Origin of the sequence: Paracoccus aeridis, assembly GCF_004923205.2 — a bacterium.
In the GTDB taxonomy this organism is placed as follows: Bacteria; Pseudomonadota; Alphaproteobacteria; order Rhodobacterales; family Rhodobacteraceae; genus Paracoccus; species Paracoccus aeridis.
Genome location: NZ_SELD02000006.1, coordinates 80,245 through 96,948, shown reverse-complemented (window position 1 = coordinate 96,948; position 16,704 = coordinate 80,245). Strand labels below are relative to the sequence as shown.

Below are 16,704 nucleotides of genomic sequence, written 5' to 3'. Positions count from 1 at the left end.
CCTCGCGGTCAGCCGGGCGGGCTGGCCGAACGGCGAGAGACGTTCGTGTGGCGGTCGGTTCATCATCGTCCGTCGATTATCGCCGCCCCCACGCGCGCCTGCAAGCGACCTCAGCCACCCGCCGCAAGGAGACGGGTGAGCATTTCCGCGGTGTTGCGGGACAGCCGCGGCAGGGACGCGATCCGTTCCAGCGCCGCGCGGGCGTGTTTCCGCCGACCCGCGTCATAGCGGGTCCACGTTTCGAACGCGGACGCCATGCGGGCGGTGGTCTGCGGGTTGACCGGGTCGAGCCGCGTCAGCCAGTCGGCGACGAAGTCGTAGCCCGACCCGTCCGCCGCGTGGAAGGCGGCGTGGTTGGCCGACAGGCCGCCGATCAGCGCGCGGAAGCGGTTGGGGTTGCGCCAGTCGAAATCGGGCCGCCCGGCGAGGGTCCTCGCGATCTCCACCGCGCGCCCGGGCGCGGCCGCCATCGGCTGGACCGCGAAGAACTTGTCCATGACGAGACGGTTCGCGCCGAACTCCGTTTCCATCCCCCGCAACGCATCGTCCGCCTGTCCGACCCTGACGAGCGAGGCGAGGGCGCCCATGCGCTCGGTCATGTTGCGGGCGCCGTCCCACAGCGCACGGGCGCGCGCGCCGCCGTCGAGCCGGGTCAGCAGCGACAGCGCCTCGAGCCGGAGCGCGCGCCGCCCCGAAGGCTCTGCGTCGGGCGAGTAGGGGCCGGGCACCTCCATCGCGTCGAAAAGCGCCGCCAGCGTCCCCTCGTGCGCGCGGGCCAGGTCGCGGGCGAGACTTTCGCGCGCGGCGTGGATCGCGTCGGGATCGGGCACGATGCCGCGGTCGTGGAGGAGCGTCGCGATCTCGTCCTCGGGCGGCAGGCGCAGGACCAGCGCGGCGAAGGCGGGGTCTGCGGCGGCGCCGTCGAGGAAGCTGCCGATCGCGCGCACGTAGGCGGCGCCCGCATCCGTGTCGCCGCCAACGCGCGCGATCAGCGCGTCGATGGCGAGGCCGCGCCCCGCTTCCCAGCGGGCGAAGGGATCGGTGTCGTGGGCCAGAAGCGTGGCGCGCCCGGCCTCGTCCAGGTCGTGCCGCAGCACGACGGGGGCCGAGAACCCGCGCAGCGCCGAGACCACGGGACGGCTGCCCAGCCCCTCGAACCGCCAGCCCTGCGTCGGGCCGGTCAGCTCCAGCAGCTCGGTCGGGCGCTGTTCGCCGCCGTTCCGGCCGATGAGGCCCACGGCGACCGGGATCACGCGGGGCGGCTTGTCGGGCTGGCCCGGCGTCGGCTTCGTCGTCTGCGACAGGCTCAGCGTCAGCGTGCCGCCGGCCTCGTCTTCGTCCCACGCCTCAACCAGCGTCACCTCGGGCGTGCCCGCGTCGGTGTACCAGCGGGCGAACTGCGTCAGGTCGCGCCCGGTCGCGTCCTCGAACACCTTCAGCCAGTCCTCGATCGTGCAAGCCTGCCCGTCGTGGCGGTCGAAATAGAGATCCAGCGCCGCGCGGTAGTTGCCGTCGCCCACGAGGCGCTTCAGCATCCCGATCACCTCGGCGCCTTTTTCATAGACAGTCGCGGTGTAGAAGTTGTTGATTTCCTCGTAGTGGTCGGGGCGCGGCGGATGTGCGAGCGGCCCCGCATCCTCGCGGAACTGCCGCGCGCGAAGCGTTACAACGTCCTCGATCCGCTTGACCGCGGCCGAGCGCATGTCGGACGTGAACTGCTGGTCGCGGAAGACGGTGAGACCTTCCTTCAGGCACAGCTGGAACCAGTCTCGGCACGTGATCCGGTTGCCGGTCCAGTTGTGGAAATACTCATGCGCGATCACCGCCTCGATCCGCTCGTAGTCGGTGTCGGTCGCCGTGTCGGGCGAGGCGAGGACCAGCTTGGAGTTGAAGATGTTCAGCCCCTTGTTCTCCATCGCGCCCATGTTGAAGTCGTCCACCGCGACGATGTTGAACACGTCCAGATCGTATTCGCGGCCATAGACCCGCTCGTCCCACAGCATCGACTTCTTCAACGCCTCCATCGCGAAGCCTGCGCGCGGCAGGTCGCCGGGGCGGACCCAGACGTTCAGCGCGACGTCGCGGCCGGTCATGGTGGTGAAGCGGTCGGACAGTGCCTCGAGCTCGCCCGCGACCAGCGCGAACAGGTAGGCGGGCTTCGGCCAAGGGTCGTGCCATTCGGCGAGGCCCGGCTCGGCGGCGACGGGGTTGCCGTTCGACAGCAGGACCGGCAGGTCCGAGCGGATCTGGACGCGGAACGGTGCCATCACGTCGGGACGGTCGGGGTACCAGGTGATGTGGCGGAACCCCTCGGCCTCGCACTGGGTGCAGAAGATGCCGCCGGACAGGTACAGGCCTTCGAGAGCGGTATTCCGCTCAGGGTCGATCTCGACCTCGGTCGACAGGGTGAAGCTGCCGCCGGGCAGGGCGCCCGCCGAGATCGTCAGCGTCTCGTCGCCCATCGTGATCGCCGCCGGGTCCGGTTCCACCCCGTCGATCCTGAGCGAAAGGGTGCGAAGGCCCGCGCCGTCCAGCACCAGGTCGGCCCCCGGCACGGCGGGCGCGAAGTCCAGCTCGGCCCTCACCCGGGTCGCCGTGGGAGCCAGATCGAAGCGGAGCCGCGTCTCGGTCAGGGCGAAGGGGAAGGGCCGGTAGTCGGCCAGTAGGCGGGTTCTTGCCATTGCATCAATACCGGAAAAAATGTTTCACACGCGGAACTTGTGGTCAGAGGAAGTGTTAAGCGCAGGATAGCCGGGTCGCAAGCCGGTGCCTGGCTTGATCCCTGCCTCGCGCCTGCAAGTGAACCTTAGGCACATCGCAAATACTTTTCGAGGAGAGCTGTCATGGCCAACTATGATCCGAACGATCCGCGTCGCACAGATGCCACCGACCCGCACCGCCCGGTTGATCCGAGCGGCCGCAACACCGTCGTGACCGAAACCTACGTCGAGCCGGTCGAGAAGAAAGCTTCGCCGCTGCCGCTGATCATCGGCATCCTGCTGGCACTGGCGCTTGCCTGGTGGCTGCTGTCCACGTTCATGGGCAATGACGAAGTCGTCGTGACTGAGCCGGCCACCACGTCCACCACGACCACCACCGATACCACGACGACCGACACGGCGACGACGACCGCGCCCGCAGTCGTCGACACCCCCGCGGCGACCGGCACCACCACCACGACCGACACCCCGGCCGCGACCGACACCACCACCACCGCGACCGACACCCCGGCCGCGACCGACACGGCCCCGGCCGCGGGCACGACGCCTGCCACCGGCACCGCGCCGGCCACCGGCACGGACACCACGACCACGACCGTTCCGGTCGCCCCCGCCACGAACTGATGGCGTGACCGCTGCCCGTCCGGGCAGCAACGGAAACAGGAACCGCAGCGCCACCGCGCTGCGGTTTTTTCATGCGTCTGCGCCTGATCCCGTCGAAGTCGGGTCACGTCCCTTGTCGAGGTCGCTTGCAGGGCTGCTGCTTGTGCAACAATATTGCGCGGACTAGACAGCGAACGACGTCGCGGATGGGAGAATGCCGGTGAAGATTGGCGCTTTGAAGGAAACGACCGAGGGCGAGGCGCGGGTCGCCGTCACGCCGTCATCGGCCGCTCACCTGCAGAAACTCGGCCACGAGGTGCTCGTGCAGTCGCAGGCGGGGCTTGGGGCCGGCTTCTCGGATGCGCAATACGAACGCGCGGGCGTCACGGTGCTGCCCGATGCCCAGGCGCTGATCGCCGCCGCGGACATCGTCGTGAAGGTGCGCCCGCCCGCCGCGGCCGAGCTTGACCGCCTGCAGGCAGGGCAGACGCTGATCTCGTTCTTCTATCCCGGCCAGAACACCGACCTGCTGGACCGCGCCCGCGACCGCGGCGTGAACGTGCTGGCGATGGACATGGTGCCGCGGATCAGCCGCGCGCAGAAGATGGACGCGCTGTCGTCCATGGCCAACATCGCGGGCTATCGCGCGGTGATCGAGGCCGCGAACAACTTCGGTCGCTTCTTCACGGGCCAGGTGACCGCCGCGGGCAAGGTGCCGCCGGCCAAGGTGCTGGTCGTGGGCGCGGGCGTCGCGGGGCTTGCCGCCATCGGCGCGGCGACCAGCCTCGGCGCGCAGGTCCATGCCTTCGACGTGCGTCCCGAGGTCGCCGAGCAGATCGAGTCGATGGGGGCCGAGTTCGTCTATCTCGACTTCCAGGACGCGCAGGACGGATCGGCCACGGGCGGCTACGCCAAGCCTTCGAGCCCCGAGTTCGCGGCCAAGCAGCTCGAGAAGTTCCGCGAGCTCGCGCCCGACATGGACATCGTCATCACCACGGCGCTGATCCCCGGCCGGCCGGCACCGAAGCTGTGGACCGCCGACATGGTCGCGATGATGAAGCCCGGCAGCGTGGTGGTGGACCTTGCCGCCGAACGCGGCGGCAACTGCGACCTGACGGTCCCGGACCAGCGGATCGTGTCCGACAACGGCGTGATCGTCATCGGCTACACCGACTTCCCGTCGCGCATGGCCGCTCAGTCGTCCGAGCTTTACGGCAACAACGTCCGCCACATGATCGCGGACCTGACGCCGGGCAAGAACGGCGAGATCGTCCACAACATGGACGACGACGTGATCCGCGGCGCGACGGTGACCCACGGCGGCGACATCACCTATCCGCCGCCGCCGCCCAAGGTCCAGGCGATCGCCGCCGCCAAGCCGCGCGAGCGCGCCCGCGAGCTCACGCCCGAGGAACGCCGCGCGACCGAGATCGCGGCCTTCCGCCAGCAGACCCGGTCGCAGGTCGGCATGCTGGCCGCGGGCGCGGCGGTGATGTTGCTGATCGGGCTGGTCGCGCCGGCGTCGTTCCTGTCGCACTTCATCGTCTTCGTGCTGGCGTGCTTCATCGGTTTTACCGTGATCTGGAACGTCGCCCACTCGCTCCACACGCCGCTGATGGCGATCACCAACGCGATCTCGTCCATCGTGATCGTGGGCGCGCTGATGCAGATCGGCTCGGGCTCGCCCTGGGTCATGCTGCTGGCGGCGCTGGCGGTGCTGATGACCGCCGTCAACATCTTCGGGGGCTTCCTGGTCACGCGCCGGATGCTCGCCATGTTCCAGAAGTCGTAAGGGGGAGTCGATGGAGACCACCGTGATCACCACCGCGCCCGCCGGCGCCGACCCCGTCGTGAGCCACGCGGCCCCCGGCATCGTCGAGGCGCTGCCCGCCTACGGCTTCACCACCGCGGCCTACGTCGTGGCGGCCGTCCTGTTCATCCTGTCGCTGGGCGGCCTGTCGGGGCAGGAAAGCGCCAAGCGCGCCGTCTGGTACGGCATCGCCGGCATGGCGCTGGCGGTCGCCGCCACGCTGGTCGGCCCTGGCTCGGGCAACTGGCTGCTGTCGCTCGTCATGATCGCGGTCGGCGGCGCGGGCGGCTATGTCCTCGCCACCCGCGTCCAGATGACCGACATGCCGCAGCTCGTCGCGGCGATGCACAGCCTCGTGGGGCTTGCCGCCGTGTTCATCGGCCTCAACGCGCAGATCGAGCTTGGCCGCGTCGTCCGCGCCCGCCTCAACGGCGCAAGCGACGTGTTCCACGGCTTCGCCGCCGTCCTCGCGCACAAGACCCCGGCCGAGCTTGCAATGCTGAAGGTCGAGGTCGCGCTGGGCGTCTTCATCGGCGCGGTCACGTTCACCGGCTCGATCGTCGCCTACGGCAAGCTTTCGGGCAAGATCGACGGCAAGCCGAAGAAGCTGCGCGGCGGGCACATGACGAACCTGGGCGCGGCGCTTGCCGCGCTGCTGTTCACCGTGCTCTACGTCGCCGGGATCGGCCCGGCGCTTCTGTGGCTGGTGCTGATCCTGCTGCTGGCGGGGTTCATCGGCTGGACGCTGATCATGGGCATCGGCGGCGCCGACATGCCGGTGGTCGTGTCGATGCTGAACAGCTATTCCGGCTGGGCCGCCGCGATGATCGGCTTCACGCTGTCCAACGACCTCCTGATCGTGACCGGCGCGCTGGTCGGGTCGTCGGGCGCAATCCTCAGCTACATCATGTGCCGGGCGATGAACCGGTCGTTCATCAGCGTCATCCTCGGCGGTTTCGGCGGCGAGGCCGGTCCCGCGATGGCGATCGAGGGCGAGCAGGTCGCGATCGACGCCGAGGGCGTGGCGCAGGCGCTCAATGACGCCGACAGCGTCGTGATCGTGCCGGGCTACGGCATGGCGGTGGCCCAGGCGCAGCAATCGGTGAGCGAGCTGACCCGCAAGCTGCGCGCCGCCGGCAAGTCGGTGCGCTTCGCGATCCACCCGGTCGCGGGCCGTCTGCCCGGCCACATGAACGTGCTGCTCGCCGAGGCGAAAGTGCCCTACGACATCGTGCTGGAAATGGACGAGATCAACGACGACTTTCCCGACACCGACGTGGTGATCGTCATCGGCTCGAACGACATCGTGAACCCGGCGGCGCAGGACGACCCGAACAGCCCCATCGCCGGCATGCCGGTGCTGGAAGTCTGGAAGGCCAAGAACGTGTTCGTCAGCAAGCGCGGGCAGGGCACCGGCTATTCGGGCATCGAGAACCCGCTGTTCTTCAAGGAAAACACGCGGATGTTCTATGGCGACGCGAAGAAGTCGGTGGACGCGCTGCTGCCGATGATCGAGTGAGCCGCGCCAGACGCCGGAACGACAAACCCCCGCCACTGGCGGGGGTTCTTCGTTCGGCGATGCAGTAAAGGGAACGGGCGACGAGCCCGTTTGCGTGCGGGTCATGCTAGCGGGCACTCCGACGCTCTATGGCGCGCGAAGAAGTCGGTGGACGTGCTTGCCGATGATCGAATGAGCCGTGTCCGGCCCCGATAGACGCCCGCACCGGCAGGGGTTCTTCGCTTTCCACGGTGCCACTGAAGGAGATGGGCCACGAGCCCGTTTCCGGACGCGCCTTCGACACCACCACTCCGAAGGGCCGCGTCTGCACGAGTGGGCGCGTCCCGGTCCGCTTCGGGCAAGTCGGCGGGTGGGTCGAGGAACCGCCCTCAAGGCCGACCAAGGACCATGGAAACGCCCGTGTCCTCCAGCGGCGCCAGGATCACGGATTGATCTGGATCGGCGTCCCGTCCTTGACCATCGCGTAGATGTCCTCCATCTGCGCGTCCGTCACCGCAATGCAGCCCACGGTCCAGTCGCGCTTCTGCGGCGCGAGGACCTTCCCCTCGGGACCCTGGCCGTGGATGAAGATGTCGTTGCCCGGATGCCGCCCCTGCGAAAGCGCGAAGGCCGCGTCCTGCACGTTCGGGTACGAGATTCCCAGCGACAGGTGGTACCGGCTCTCGGGGTTGCGCCGGTTGATGTAGTAAAGCCCCTCGGGCGTCTTTCCGTCGCCCGAGAACTGCTTGTGCCCTACCGGCTCCGTCCCCAGGCCCACGTCGTAGGCCGCGATGATCGAGGGGCCGCTGAAGAACAGCATCTGGCGCGCGTTCTTGTTCACGACGATCTGGGTGACGGGCGGGCCGTTGTAGGTCTTGAACTTGCTCGGTCCGCAGGACGCCACCAACGCCAGCAGCAGCACACCCGCAATGAGCCTGAATGTCGTAAGCATGTCTCGTCTGTCCCGTTTCCACCATCTTGTGCGTCCCGGCGGCGGTCCGCGCAACCGCCCCGTTTTCACGAAAGGATGAGCGGGCCGGCTATTGGCGGCGTGCCCCGCGCCGTGGCACGGTCCGGGCACAGCTGTCACAGACGAGAAGACGCATCCGATGAAGACGATCCTCGCCCTTGCCGCCCTGCTCGCGCTGTCCGCCTGCGGCATCCCCTTCGTTCCGTTCATCTGAGGTCGTGCCGATGACCCGGACCCTGCGGATGTACGGCCTCGCGCATTGCTCGACCTGCCAGAAGGCCCGGGCCGAACTGGCGCAGGCGGGTTGGAACGTGGATTTCCGCGACGTCCGGGACGCCCCGCTCGACGCGGGCGAGATCGCGTCGATGCGCGAACGCTTCGGCGAGAAGCTGGTCAATCGCGGCAGTCTGACATGGCGCGCCATGTCCGACGCGGAACGTTCGGGCACCCCCGAGGAGATGATCGGTGCCCACCCCGCGCTGATGAAGCGGCCCGCGATCGTCGCGGGCGACCGTCACCTGCTGGGATGGACCGCGAACGTCAAGCGGGCGCTCGACGTTCCCGTCTGAAACGCCGCGCCGCCCGGATCAGGCGGCGGCCTTCAGCACCCGGCCCAGCGTGCCGACCAGTTCGTCGATCTCGGCCTCGCTGATGATGAGCGGCGGGGACAGCGCGATGATGTCGCCGGTGACGCGGACCAGGATGCCCGCCTCGAACGCCGCGACGAAGGCGTCGAAGGCGCGCTTGCCAGGCTGGCCGTCGATCGGCGCGAGTTCCACCGCCCCGATCAGGCCCATGTTGCGGACGTCCACCACGTGCGGGTGGTCGGCAAGGCCGTGCAGCGCATTCTCCCAATACGTCTCCAGTGACGCGGCGCGGGTCAGCAGCCCTTCCTCGGCATAGGTGTCGAGCGTGGCGACCCCGGCGGCCGACGCGATCGGGTTGCCCGAATAGGTGTAGCCGTGGAACAGCTCGATCACGTGGTCCGGCCCCGACATGAAGGCGTCGTGGATCGCGGCCGACGTCAGGACCGCGCCCATCGGGATCACGCCGTTGGTCAGGCCCTTGGCGCAGGTGATCATGTCGGGAACGACGCCGAAATGCTGGCTGGCGAAGGGAGAGCCGAGGCGCCCGAACCCGGTGATGACCTCGTCGAAGATCAGCAGGATGCCGTGCTTGCGGGTGATCTCGCGCAGCCGCTCGAGATAGCCCTTGGGCGGCAACAGGACGCCGGTGGACCCGGCCATCGGCTCCACGATCACGGCGGCGATGGTGTCCGCCCCGTGGAGCGCCACGATCCGTTCCAGTTCGTCGGCCAGGTGGGCGCCGTGTTCCGGCTGGCCGCGGGTCATCCGGTTCTCGGGCAGGTGGGTGTGGGGCAGGTGGTCCACGCCGCCCAGGGCGGTGCCGAAGAAGCGGCGGTTGTTGACGATCCCGCCGACCGAGATCCCGCCGAAGCCCACGCCGTGATAGCCGCGCTCGCGCCCGATCAGCCGGGTGCGGGCCGCATCGCCCCGGGCGCGGTGATAGGCCAGCGCGATCTTCAGCGCGGTGTCCACCGCTTCCGAGCCGGAGTTGCAGTAGAAGACGTGCTCGATCCCCTCGGGCGCGATGTCGACGATCCGGTTCGCCAGCTCGAACGCGGTCGGGTGGCCCATCTGGAACGCGGGCGCGTAGTCGAGCGTGCCGGCCATGTCGGAAATCGCCTGGGTGATCCGCGGCCGGCAGTGGCCCGCGTTGCAGCACCACAGCCCCGCCGTCCCGTCCAGGACCTGCCGCCCGTCGCTGGTCCGGTAGTGCATGTCCTGCGCCGAGACGAGCATCCGCGGCTGCGACTTGAACTGCCGGTTCGACGTGAACGGCATCCAGAATGCGCGCAGGTCGTTCGGGGCGGGTTTTTGGTCCAGTGCCATCGCGGCGTTCTCCGTTGACGGGTGGCTGGCGGGTCCGTCAGGGCCCCGCAGGAAGACGCTAGCACCCCCCCGCGCCGTCAGGCAAGAAGCGTCGCACCGGGCCGGACCGGAGCAGGGGAACCGTGCCGCGGCGAAACGCTTGTGTTCCGGTCACGGCAGGATCAGACATCGCCGGTCAGCAGGTCAGCAGGTCAGCCGCATCATGCCCGATCGTCCGTCAGCCGCGTCATCCACAGCCGTTCCGCCGCCGCCCGTTCCCGATCCTGCCGCGCACGGCCATGCCGGCGGGGCGCGCCCGGGGCTGGTGCTGGCGTGCCTTGGCGTCGTCTATGGCGACATCGGGACCTCGCCTCTTTATGCGCTTCGCGAATCGCTCGTCCACGCGCACGAGCACAACATGGCCGAGACGGCCGTCATCGGCATCGTGTCGCTGCTGTTCTGGACCGTGTGCCTGATCGTGACGCTGAAATACGTGACGCTGATCCTGCGCGCCGACAACAACGGCGAGGGGGGCACGCTGTCGCTTGTCGCCAAGGCGCAGCAGGCGCTGCACCGGCGGACATGGTGGCTGTATCTCATCGGGATCGTGGGGGTGTCGCTGTTCTTCGGCGATTCCATGATCACCCCCGCCATGTCGGTCATGTCCGCGATCGAGGGGATGGAACTGGTCGTGCCGGGCTCGGGCGATTTCGTCGTCCCGGTGACGCTGGTGATCGTCATCGTCCTGTTCTGGGTCCAGCGGACGGGGACGGAAAACGTGGCGCGGCTGTTCGGCCCGATCATGCTGGCGTGGTTCGGCACGCTCGCGGTCCTCGGCGCGTCGCACATGCTGGACGACGCGCGCATCATGCAGGCGATGAACCCGCTGAACGCGCTGCGCTTCATCGCCGACAACGGCTTCGGCGCGCTGCCGGTGATGGGATCGGTCTTCCTGGCGGTCACCGGGGCCGAGGCGCTTTACGCCGACATGGGCCATTTCGGGCGCAGCCCCGTGCGGGTGTCGTGGCTTGCCATCGTGTTCCCGTCGCTCACGCTCAGCTACCTGGGGCAGGGCGCGATGGTCCTGTCCGAACCGGAGCGGGCGGTGAACCCGTTCTTCCTGATGGCGCCGTCCTGGTTCACGCTGCCGCTGGTGGTGCTTGCCATGGCCGCCACGATCATCGCGAGCCAGGCGGTGATTTCCGGCGCCTTCTCGGTCGCGCAGCAGGCGGTGCAGCTGGGCCTACTGCCGCGGCTGGAGATCCAGCACACCTCGGACAAGCAGCTGGGCCAGATCTACCTGCCCAAGGTCAACATGATCCTGATGGTGGGCGTCTGTGCGCTGGTCTTGGCCTTCGGGTCGTCGGCGCGGCTCGCCAGCGCCTACGGGATCGCGGTGACGGGGGACATGGTCATCACCTCGATGCTGGCGATCATCGTGTTCCGCTATGCCTGGGGGTGGCGCTGGCCGGTCGTGCTCGGGATCATGCTGCCGATCCTCGCGCTGGAACTGGTGTTCTTCTACGCCAACATCCTCAAGGTGCTGGACGGCGGGTTCATCCCGCTGATGTTCGCGGGCGTGGTGATCACCTTCATGGTGACGTGGCTGCGCGGCACGACGAAGCTGCAGGCCAGGCTCGCCGCCGAGGCGGTGCCGATGCAGCTCATCGCCGAGCGCCTGACCGCGAGCCCCCCGGTGATCGTCCCCGGCACGGCGGTGTTCCTGACCGCAAACCCGACGATCGCGCCGCCCGCGCTGATGCACAACCTCAAGCACAACCGGGTGCTGCACGACCGCAACTTCATCGTCACGGTGGATGTCCAGACCACGCCACGCGTGCCGCACGGCCAGCGCCTGTCGATCGTGGAGATCGCGCCGCGCTTCTGGTGCGTCCGCATCCGCTTCGGCTACATGGAGCAGCCGAACGTGCCCCGCGCGCTCGCCGACGCGAAGGCGCTCGGCCACAAGTTCGACATCATGTCGACCTCGTACTTCCTGAACCGCCGTTCGCTCAGGGTCGGGAAGGGCCGGCTGATGCCGCTCTGGGCCTCGCGGCTCTATGCCGGGCTCTACCGGCAGTCGTCGGAGCCGACGAACTTCTACCGCTTGCCGACGAACCGGGTCGTGGAGCTGGGGCAGCAGATCAACATCTGAGCCGACAGACTTGGTTCACACCAGCGCCACGATCTTCCGCCGCCGCCAGACCAGGTGGTAATAGGCGCCCTGGCCCAGCATCAGCGCGGCGAAGCCCGCGACGTAGCCCCACCAGACCCCGCCGAGGCCGTGCATCCGCGACAGGGCAAACGCCACCGGCAGCTCGACCAGCAGGATCGAGCCGATGGCGATCGTCATCGGCGGCAGCACGGTCCCGGACGACCGCATGATCCCCGAGAAGATCGAGCCCGCCCCGAACATCAGCGCCGACCAGGTGATGATGTGCAGAAGATGCTGTGCGAGATCCACCACCTGGGGGCTCGAGATGAACAGCGCCACGACATTGCGCGAGAACAGGTAGACCAGCCCGACGATGACGCCGGTGAGGATCAGGTTCATCGTCATCGCCGTCCGCAGCACCGCGTCAAGCCGTTCGGGCAGCCCCGCGCCGATCGCCTGCGCACCGAAGATCGAGGCGGCGATGGCGATGGACAGCGCGGGGAACTGCGCATAGGCGATCACCTGGGTGACCGCGCCGTAGGCGGCGGTCGCGTCGGACCCGAACGAGTTGACCAGCCCCACCAGCACCAGCCCCGACAGCGATCCCACGACAAGCTGCACGCCCGTGGGCAGCCCCAGCTGCAGCACCTGACGCAGCAGGTCCGTGTCCGGCACCAGCCGCGACAGCATGTCCCCGTCGGGGCGCAGCACGTGGTCCGCGCGCCGCAGCCACAGCGCCAGCGCCAGCAGCCCCACGGTCTGCGCGATGCCGGTCGAATACGCCGCCGCCTCGACCCCCATGCCCAGCTGGCGCACCATGACGACGGTCAGGATCGCGGCCACGACCGTCACGATCATCTGGACGACCAGCGGCCGCAGGGTGTCGCCGATCCCGCGCAGGATCGCGGCGACGGCGATGAACTGGAACAGGACCGGCATCGTCAGGAACGCGGCACGCGCATAGCGGACCGCGTTCTCCATGATGTCGGGCGGCGCGCCCATCCACGCAAGGACCGCAGGCGCGCCAATGACGCCGATCACGGCGATGGCGCCGCCCAGCATCAGCGTGACCCCCAGCGCGGTGCCCGCGACCGCGCGCACCACGTCGTGCTTCATCGCCCCCCACGCCTGGCCGATCAGGACGCTGGCGCCCGCGGTGATCCCGATCAGGAACGAGATGAAGAAGAACGCGAGCGGCATGAACGTCGCCAGCGACGCCAGCGCGCGCGTCCCGAGGATCTGACCGATGGCGATGCTGTTGATCGTCATGGTGAGCGACTGCAGGATGTTCTGCGCGATCAGCGGCAGCAGGAAGGCAAGGAAGGTCCGCCACAGCGGCCCCGTGTGCAGTTGCGGTCTGGGGGGCATGAGCCATCCTTGTTGGCGGCGCGGATCGCGCGGCGCCGACGGAACGGGTCCGGCAGCCTGCCGGACGCTACGCCCCCGGGGAACGCACTTCAACATCCCCCGGTCCCACCTGCCTGCGGCGGGCGGACAGGGCAGCGTCGATCGACGCCATGAACTCGGCTTCCGTGGGCGGCATCCAGCCGAAGGCGCGCGCCCGGTCCGACGACATCAGCTTGGCCTGCATCCCCTCGGGCCGGGTGGGGTCATGGACGAGCCGGCCGGTCCAGCCGGCACGCTCCGCCACGATGCGGTAGAGGTCGTCGACTGCGTGATCGCGCCCCGCCCCGACGTTCAGGAGCGGCGGCAGGTCTTCGATGCCCGGCAGCGCCGCGAGGATGAAGCGGGCGAGGTGGTCCACGTCCAGGAACTCGCGCCGGGCCCGGCCGGTGCCCCACACCTCGATCTCGTCCCGGCCCTGCGCCTGCGCGTCCACCACCTTGGTCACGACGGCCGCCAGCAGGTGCGACGCCTCGCTGCCGTAGTGGTCGCCCGCGCCGAACAGGTTGCACGGCAGAAGCGTGCGGTAGGCCCGACCCGGCTTGCGCGAGATGTACTCGCAAAGCCTCGCGCCCGTGATCTTGGCCAGCGCGTAGCCTTCGTTCGTGGGCTCGAGCGGTGCGGCCAGGACGTCGTCCTCGACCAGCGGCTGGCGGTAGTCGCGGGGATACATGCAGGACGAGCCCAAGAACACGAGCCGGCCCACGCCCGCGTCGTCAGCGCCCGCGATGACCGCGTCGTTCATGCGCAGGTTGTCGAGCAGGAAGCCCGACGGGTCGTCGATATTGGCCTGGATGCCGCCGACCCTCGCCGCCGCGTGGATCACCGCATCGACGCGGTTTGCCGCGAACCAGCGCGCGACCGCCGCCCGGTCCGTCAGGTCCAGCCGGCCGCGGGTCGGCGCAAGCAGCGTCAGGCCGGGCGCGACGGCCGGCGCAAGGCGCAGCAGCGCCCCGCCGACCATCCCGGACCCGCCGGTCAGCAAGACGCGCATCAGGTCCTCGCGTAGCGGTCTTCGTAGCGGATGATGTCGTCCTCGCCGAGATAGACCCCGGTCTGGACCTCGATCAGGACCATCGGCACCTTGCCGGGGTTCTCCATCCGGTGGACGGCCCCCAGCGGGACGTAGATCGACTGGTTCTCGGTCACCAGCGTCACGTGGTCGTCCACCGTCACCCGGGCGGTGCCGCTGACGACGATCCAGTGTTCGGAGCGGTGGACGTGGCTCTGCAGGCTGAGCGAGGCGCCGGGATGGACGACGATCCGCTTGACCTGGAAGCGTTCGGCCAGCACCAGCGTCTCGAACCAGCCCCAGGGGCGGTGGTCGCGGCGAAACGCCTCGGCCTGGCGCTTGTCGCGGGCCTTCAGCGCCGAGACGGCCAGCTTCACGTCCTGCGCCCGGTTCATGTCGGCCACCAGCACCGCGTCGCTGGTCGCCACCACCATCACGTCCTTCAGGCCGATGCCGACGATCTCCATGTCCTCGCTGTCGGACCGCATCAGCACGTTGTCGCAGTCGATCGCGGTGGACCGGGCGTCCGTCACCGCGCCGCGCGGGGCGGGGGCGCCGTCCTGCGCCTCGCGCCAGATCGCGTCCCAGCCGCCGAGGTCGGACCAGTGGTCGGTGAAGCGCACGACCGACAGGTTGTCGGCCTTTTCCATCACCGCGTAGTCGACCGACTGGTCGCGCAGGCCGTTCCACGGATCGGGCGCAAGCCGCAGGAAGCCGAGATCGGCCTGCGCGTCCGCGAGGGCCTGGCTGACGGGAGCGATGAAATCGGGGGCGTGCTGGCGGAACGCCTCGATCATCGTCCGGGCCGAGAACAGGAAGATTCCCGCGTTCCACAGGAAGCTGCCGTCCGCGAGCATCCGCTGCGCGGTGGCCGCGTCGGGCTTTTCCACGAAACGCTCGAGGTCGGACGTCTGCTGATCGGGTCCGCCCGCGACCTGCAGGTAGCCGTAGCCGGTTTCCGCCCGCGTGGGCTGGATGCCGAAGGTCACGATCCGCCCGGCCTTCGCCAGCGGAACGCCCGCGTCGACCGCGCGGCGGAAGGCGGCGACATCCGGGACGGCATGGTCCGACGGCGCGACGAGCAACAGCGCGTCGGGGTCCTGCTCGCTGGCGTACAGCGCGGCGGCGAGCACGGCAGGGGCGGTGTTGCGGCCCGAGGGCTCGATCAGGATCGCCTCGGGCTCGATCCCGATCTCACCCAGTTGCTCGGTCACGATGAAGCGGAAATCGGCGTTCGTCAGCACCAGCGGCGCGGCGTAGCCTGGCCCCGACAGCCGCAGCGCCGATGCCTGGAACAGCGTCTCCTTGCCCAGCAGCGGCGCGAACTGCTTGGGAAACGACTTGCGCGACACGGGCCACAGCCGCGTGCCCGACCCGCCCGCCAACAGAACCGGAGTCACTTCGTTCATTCTCTCGCTCCATCTGCGCGGCCGCACGAGCCCGGCCGCAGGTCTCGCGCAGTAGGGGCAATTCCGCCCTGGACCGCAACGGATTGTTGCTGCACGCGCTGCGCGAGTCTGCGGCTGTTGACTGCCGGCAACGTCAGTCGCCGATCACTCCAGCACGCCATAGGTGCGCCGCGCGAGGCGCTCGGTCTGCAGAAGCCGCAGGTCCTCGGCCACCATCTCGGCCACCAGCTGCGGGAACGGCGTCGTGCAGGTCCAGCCCAGCTTCTCGCGCGCCTTCGTGGCGTCGCCGCAAAGCTCGTCCACCTCGGTCGGGCGGAAGTAGACCGGGTCGATCTCGATCAGGCAGCGGTCCGAGCCGCGTTCGAAGCCACGCTCGTCCACGCCCGCGCCGCGCCATTCGAGATCGATCCCCGCCTCGCGGAAGGCCAGCTCGCAGAACGCGCGGACGCTGTGCATCTTGCCGGTGGCGAGCACGAAGTCGTCGGCCGTGTCGTGCTGCAGGATGCGCCACATCCCTTCGACGTAATCGCGGGCATGGCCCCAGTCACGCAGCGCGTCGAGGTTGCCGAGGTACAGCCGGTCTTGCAGGCCAAGCGTGATCGCCGCGACGGCCCGCGTGATCTTGCGCGTCACGAACGTCTCGCCCCGGATCGGGCTCTCGTGGTTGAACAGGATCCCGTTCGACGCGAACATCCCGTAGCCCTCGCGGTAGTTCACCGTGATCCAGTAGGCATAGAGCTTCGCCGCCGCATAGGGGCTGCGCGGCCGGAACGGCGTCGTCTCGGACTGCGGGGATTGCTGCACCAGCCCGTACAGCTCGGATGTCGAGGCCTGGTAGAAGCGCGTCGTGCCCTCCATCCCCAGAAGGCGGATCGCCTCCAGCAGGCGCAGGGTGCCGATCCCGTCGGAGTTCGCCGTGTATTCCGGCATCTCGAAGCTGACGCGCACGTGGCTTTGCGCGGCGAGGTTGTAGATTTCGTCCGGCCGCGTCTCGGCGACCGTGCGGATCAGCGCGGTCGCGTCGGTCATGTCGCCGTAGTGCAGGTGAAAGCGGCTGTTGCGGTGCTCGTCGATCTGCAGGTGGTCGATCCGCCCGGTGTTGAAGCTGGACGACCGCCGCTTGATGCCGTGGACGACGTAGCCCTTGGCCAGCAGCAGCTCGGCCAGGTACGCGCCGTCCTGCCCCGTGATCCCGGTGATGAGAGCGGTCCTGGTCACGCGTGGTCCTTTC

At 69.0% G+C, this 16,704-nt stretch carries 12 protein-coding genes; 5 read left to right on the top strand and 7 right to left on the bottom strand.

The annotated features are described in order from the left end of the window. Nucleotides 1-110: 110 nt before the first annotated feature. Nucleotides 111-2,681 (bottom strand): aminopeptidase N, encoded by a 2,571-nt coding sequence (gene pepN, locus ELI80_RS02895; protein ID WP_136649491.1) that lies wholly within the window; start codon nt 2,679-2,681, stop codon nt 111-113. Between the two features lie 162 nt (nt 2,682-2,843). Between pepN and ELI80_RS16150 the strand changes: the two genes are divergently transcribed. From ELI80_RS16150 to ELI80_RS02880, 3 genes are all read left to right on the top strand, one after another. Further along, the gene (locus tag ELI80_RS16150; RefSeq protein WP_201740534.1) at nt 2,844-3,344 is read left to right on the top strand and encodes a hypothetical protein; all 501 of its coding nucleotides are present in this window, start codon (nt 2,844-2,846) and stop codon (nt 3,342-3,344) included. Nucleotides 3,345-3,543: 199 nt separating this feature from the next. Continuing rightward, complete coding sequence (locus ELI80_RS02885) at nt 3,544-5,115, top strand: Re/Si-specific NAD(P)(+) transhydrogenase subunit alpha (RefSeq protein WP_136649635.1); 1,572 nt, start codon at nt 3,544-3,546, stop codon at nt 5,113-5,115. Nucleotides 5,116-5,125: 10 nt separating this feature from the next. After that, nucleotides 5,126-6,652 (top strand): NAD(P)(+) transhydrogenase (Re/Si-specific) subunit beta, encoded by a 1,527-nt coding sequence (locus ELI80_RS02880; protein ID WP_136649490.1) that lies wholly within the window; start codon nt 5,126-5,128, stop codon nt 6,650-6,652. 421 nt (nt 6,653-7,073) lie between these two features. On the opposite strand, the gene ELI80_RS02875 is transcribed toward ELI80_RS02880, so the two are convergent. Continuing rightward, nucleotides 7,074-7,583 carry a L,D-transpeptidase family protein gene (locus ELI80_RS02875; protein ID WP_136649489.1) on the bottom strand — a complete coding sequence of 170 codons (510 nt, stop codon included), beginning with the start codon at nt 7,581-7,583 and terminating at the stop codon, nt 7,074-7,076. Between the two features lie 242 nt (nt 7,584-7,825). Between ELI80_RS02875 and ELI80_RS02870 the strand changes: the two genes are divergently transcribed. Continuing rightward, entirely contained in the window at nt 7,826-8,170 is a 345-nt protein-coding gene (locus ELI80_RS02870; protein WP_236641295.1) for an arsenate reductase family protein, read from the top strand. An 18-nt stretch (nt 8,171-8,188) separates the two neighbouring features. Here the strand turns inward: ELI80_RS02870 and aptA are convergent, their stop codons facing one another. After that, on the bottom strand, nt 8,189-9,514 hold the full coding sequence (aptA, locus tag ELI80_RS02865) for an omega-aminotransferase AptA (protein WP_136649488.1): 1,326 nt from the start codon (nt 9,512-9,514) through the stop codon (nt 8,189-8,191). A gap of 202 nt (nt 9,515-9,716) precedes the next feature. On the opposite strand from aptA, the gene ELI80_RS02860 reads away from it, so the two are divergent. Beyond that, entirely contained in the window at nt 9,717-11,648 is a 1,932-nt protein-coding gene (locus ELI80_RS02860) for a potassium transporter Kup (protein WP_136649487.1), read from the top strand. A gap of 15 nt (nt 11,649-11,663) precedes the next feature. Here ELI80_RS02860 and ELI80_RS02855 read toward each other — a convergent pair whose 3' ends face one another. From ELI80_RS02855 to gmd, 4 genes are all read right to left on the bottom strand, one after another. Next, entirely contained in the window at nt 11,664-13,016 is a 1,353-nt protein-coding gene (locus ELI80_RS02855; protein ID WP_136649486.1) for an MATE family efflux transporter, read from the bottom strand. Nucleotides 13,017-13,083: 67 nt separating this feature from the next. Next, nucleotides 13,084-14,046, bottom strand: coding sequence for an NAD-dependent epimerase/dehydratase family protein (locus tag ELI80_RS02850; RefSeq protein WP_136649485.1), 963 nt, complete (start codon nt 14,044-14,046; stop codon nt 13,084-13,086). After that, a complete protein-coding gene (locus ELI80_RS02845; protein ID WP_136649484.1) occupies nt 14,046-15,473 on the bottom strand; it encodes a mannose-1-phosphate guanylyltransferase/mannose-6-phosphate isomerase in 1,428 nt (475 codons plus the stop codon). The genes ELI80_RS02850 and ELI80_RS02845 overlap by 1 nt, the downstream gene beginning before the upstream one ends. Nucleotides 15,474-15,617: 144 nt before the next feature. After that, nucleotides 15,618-16,691: a GDP-mannose 4,6-dehydratase gene (gene gmd / locus ELI80_RS02840; protein ID WP_136649483.1), complete on the bottom strand. Its 1,074-nt coding sequence runs from the start codon at nt 16,689-16,691 to the stop codon at nt 15,618-15,620. Nucleotides 16,692-16,704 lie beyond the last annotated feature (13 nt).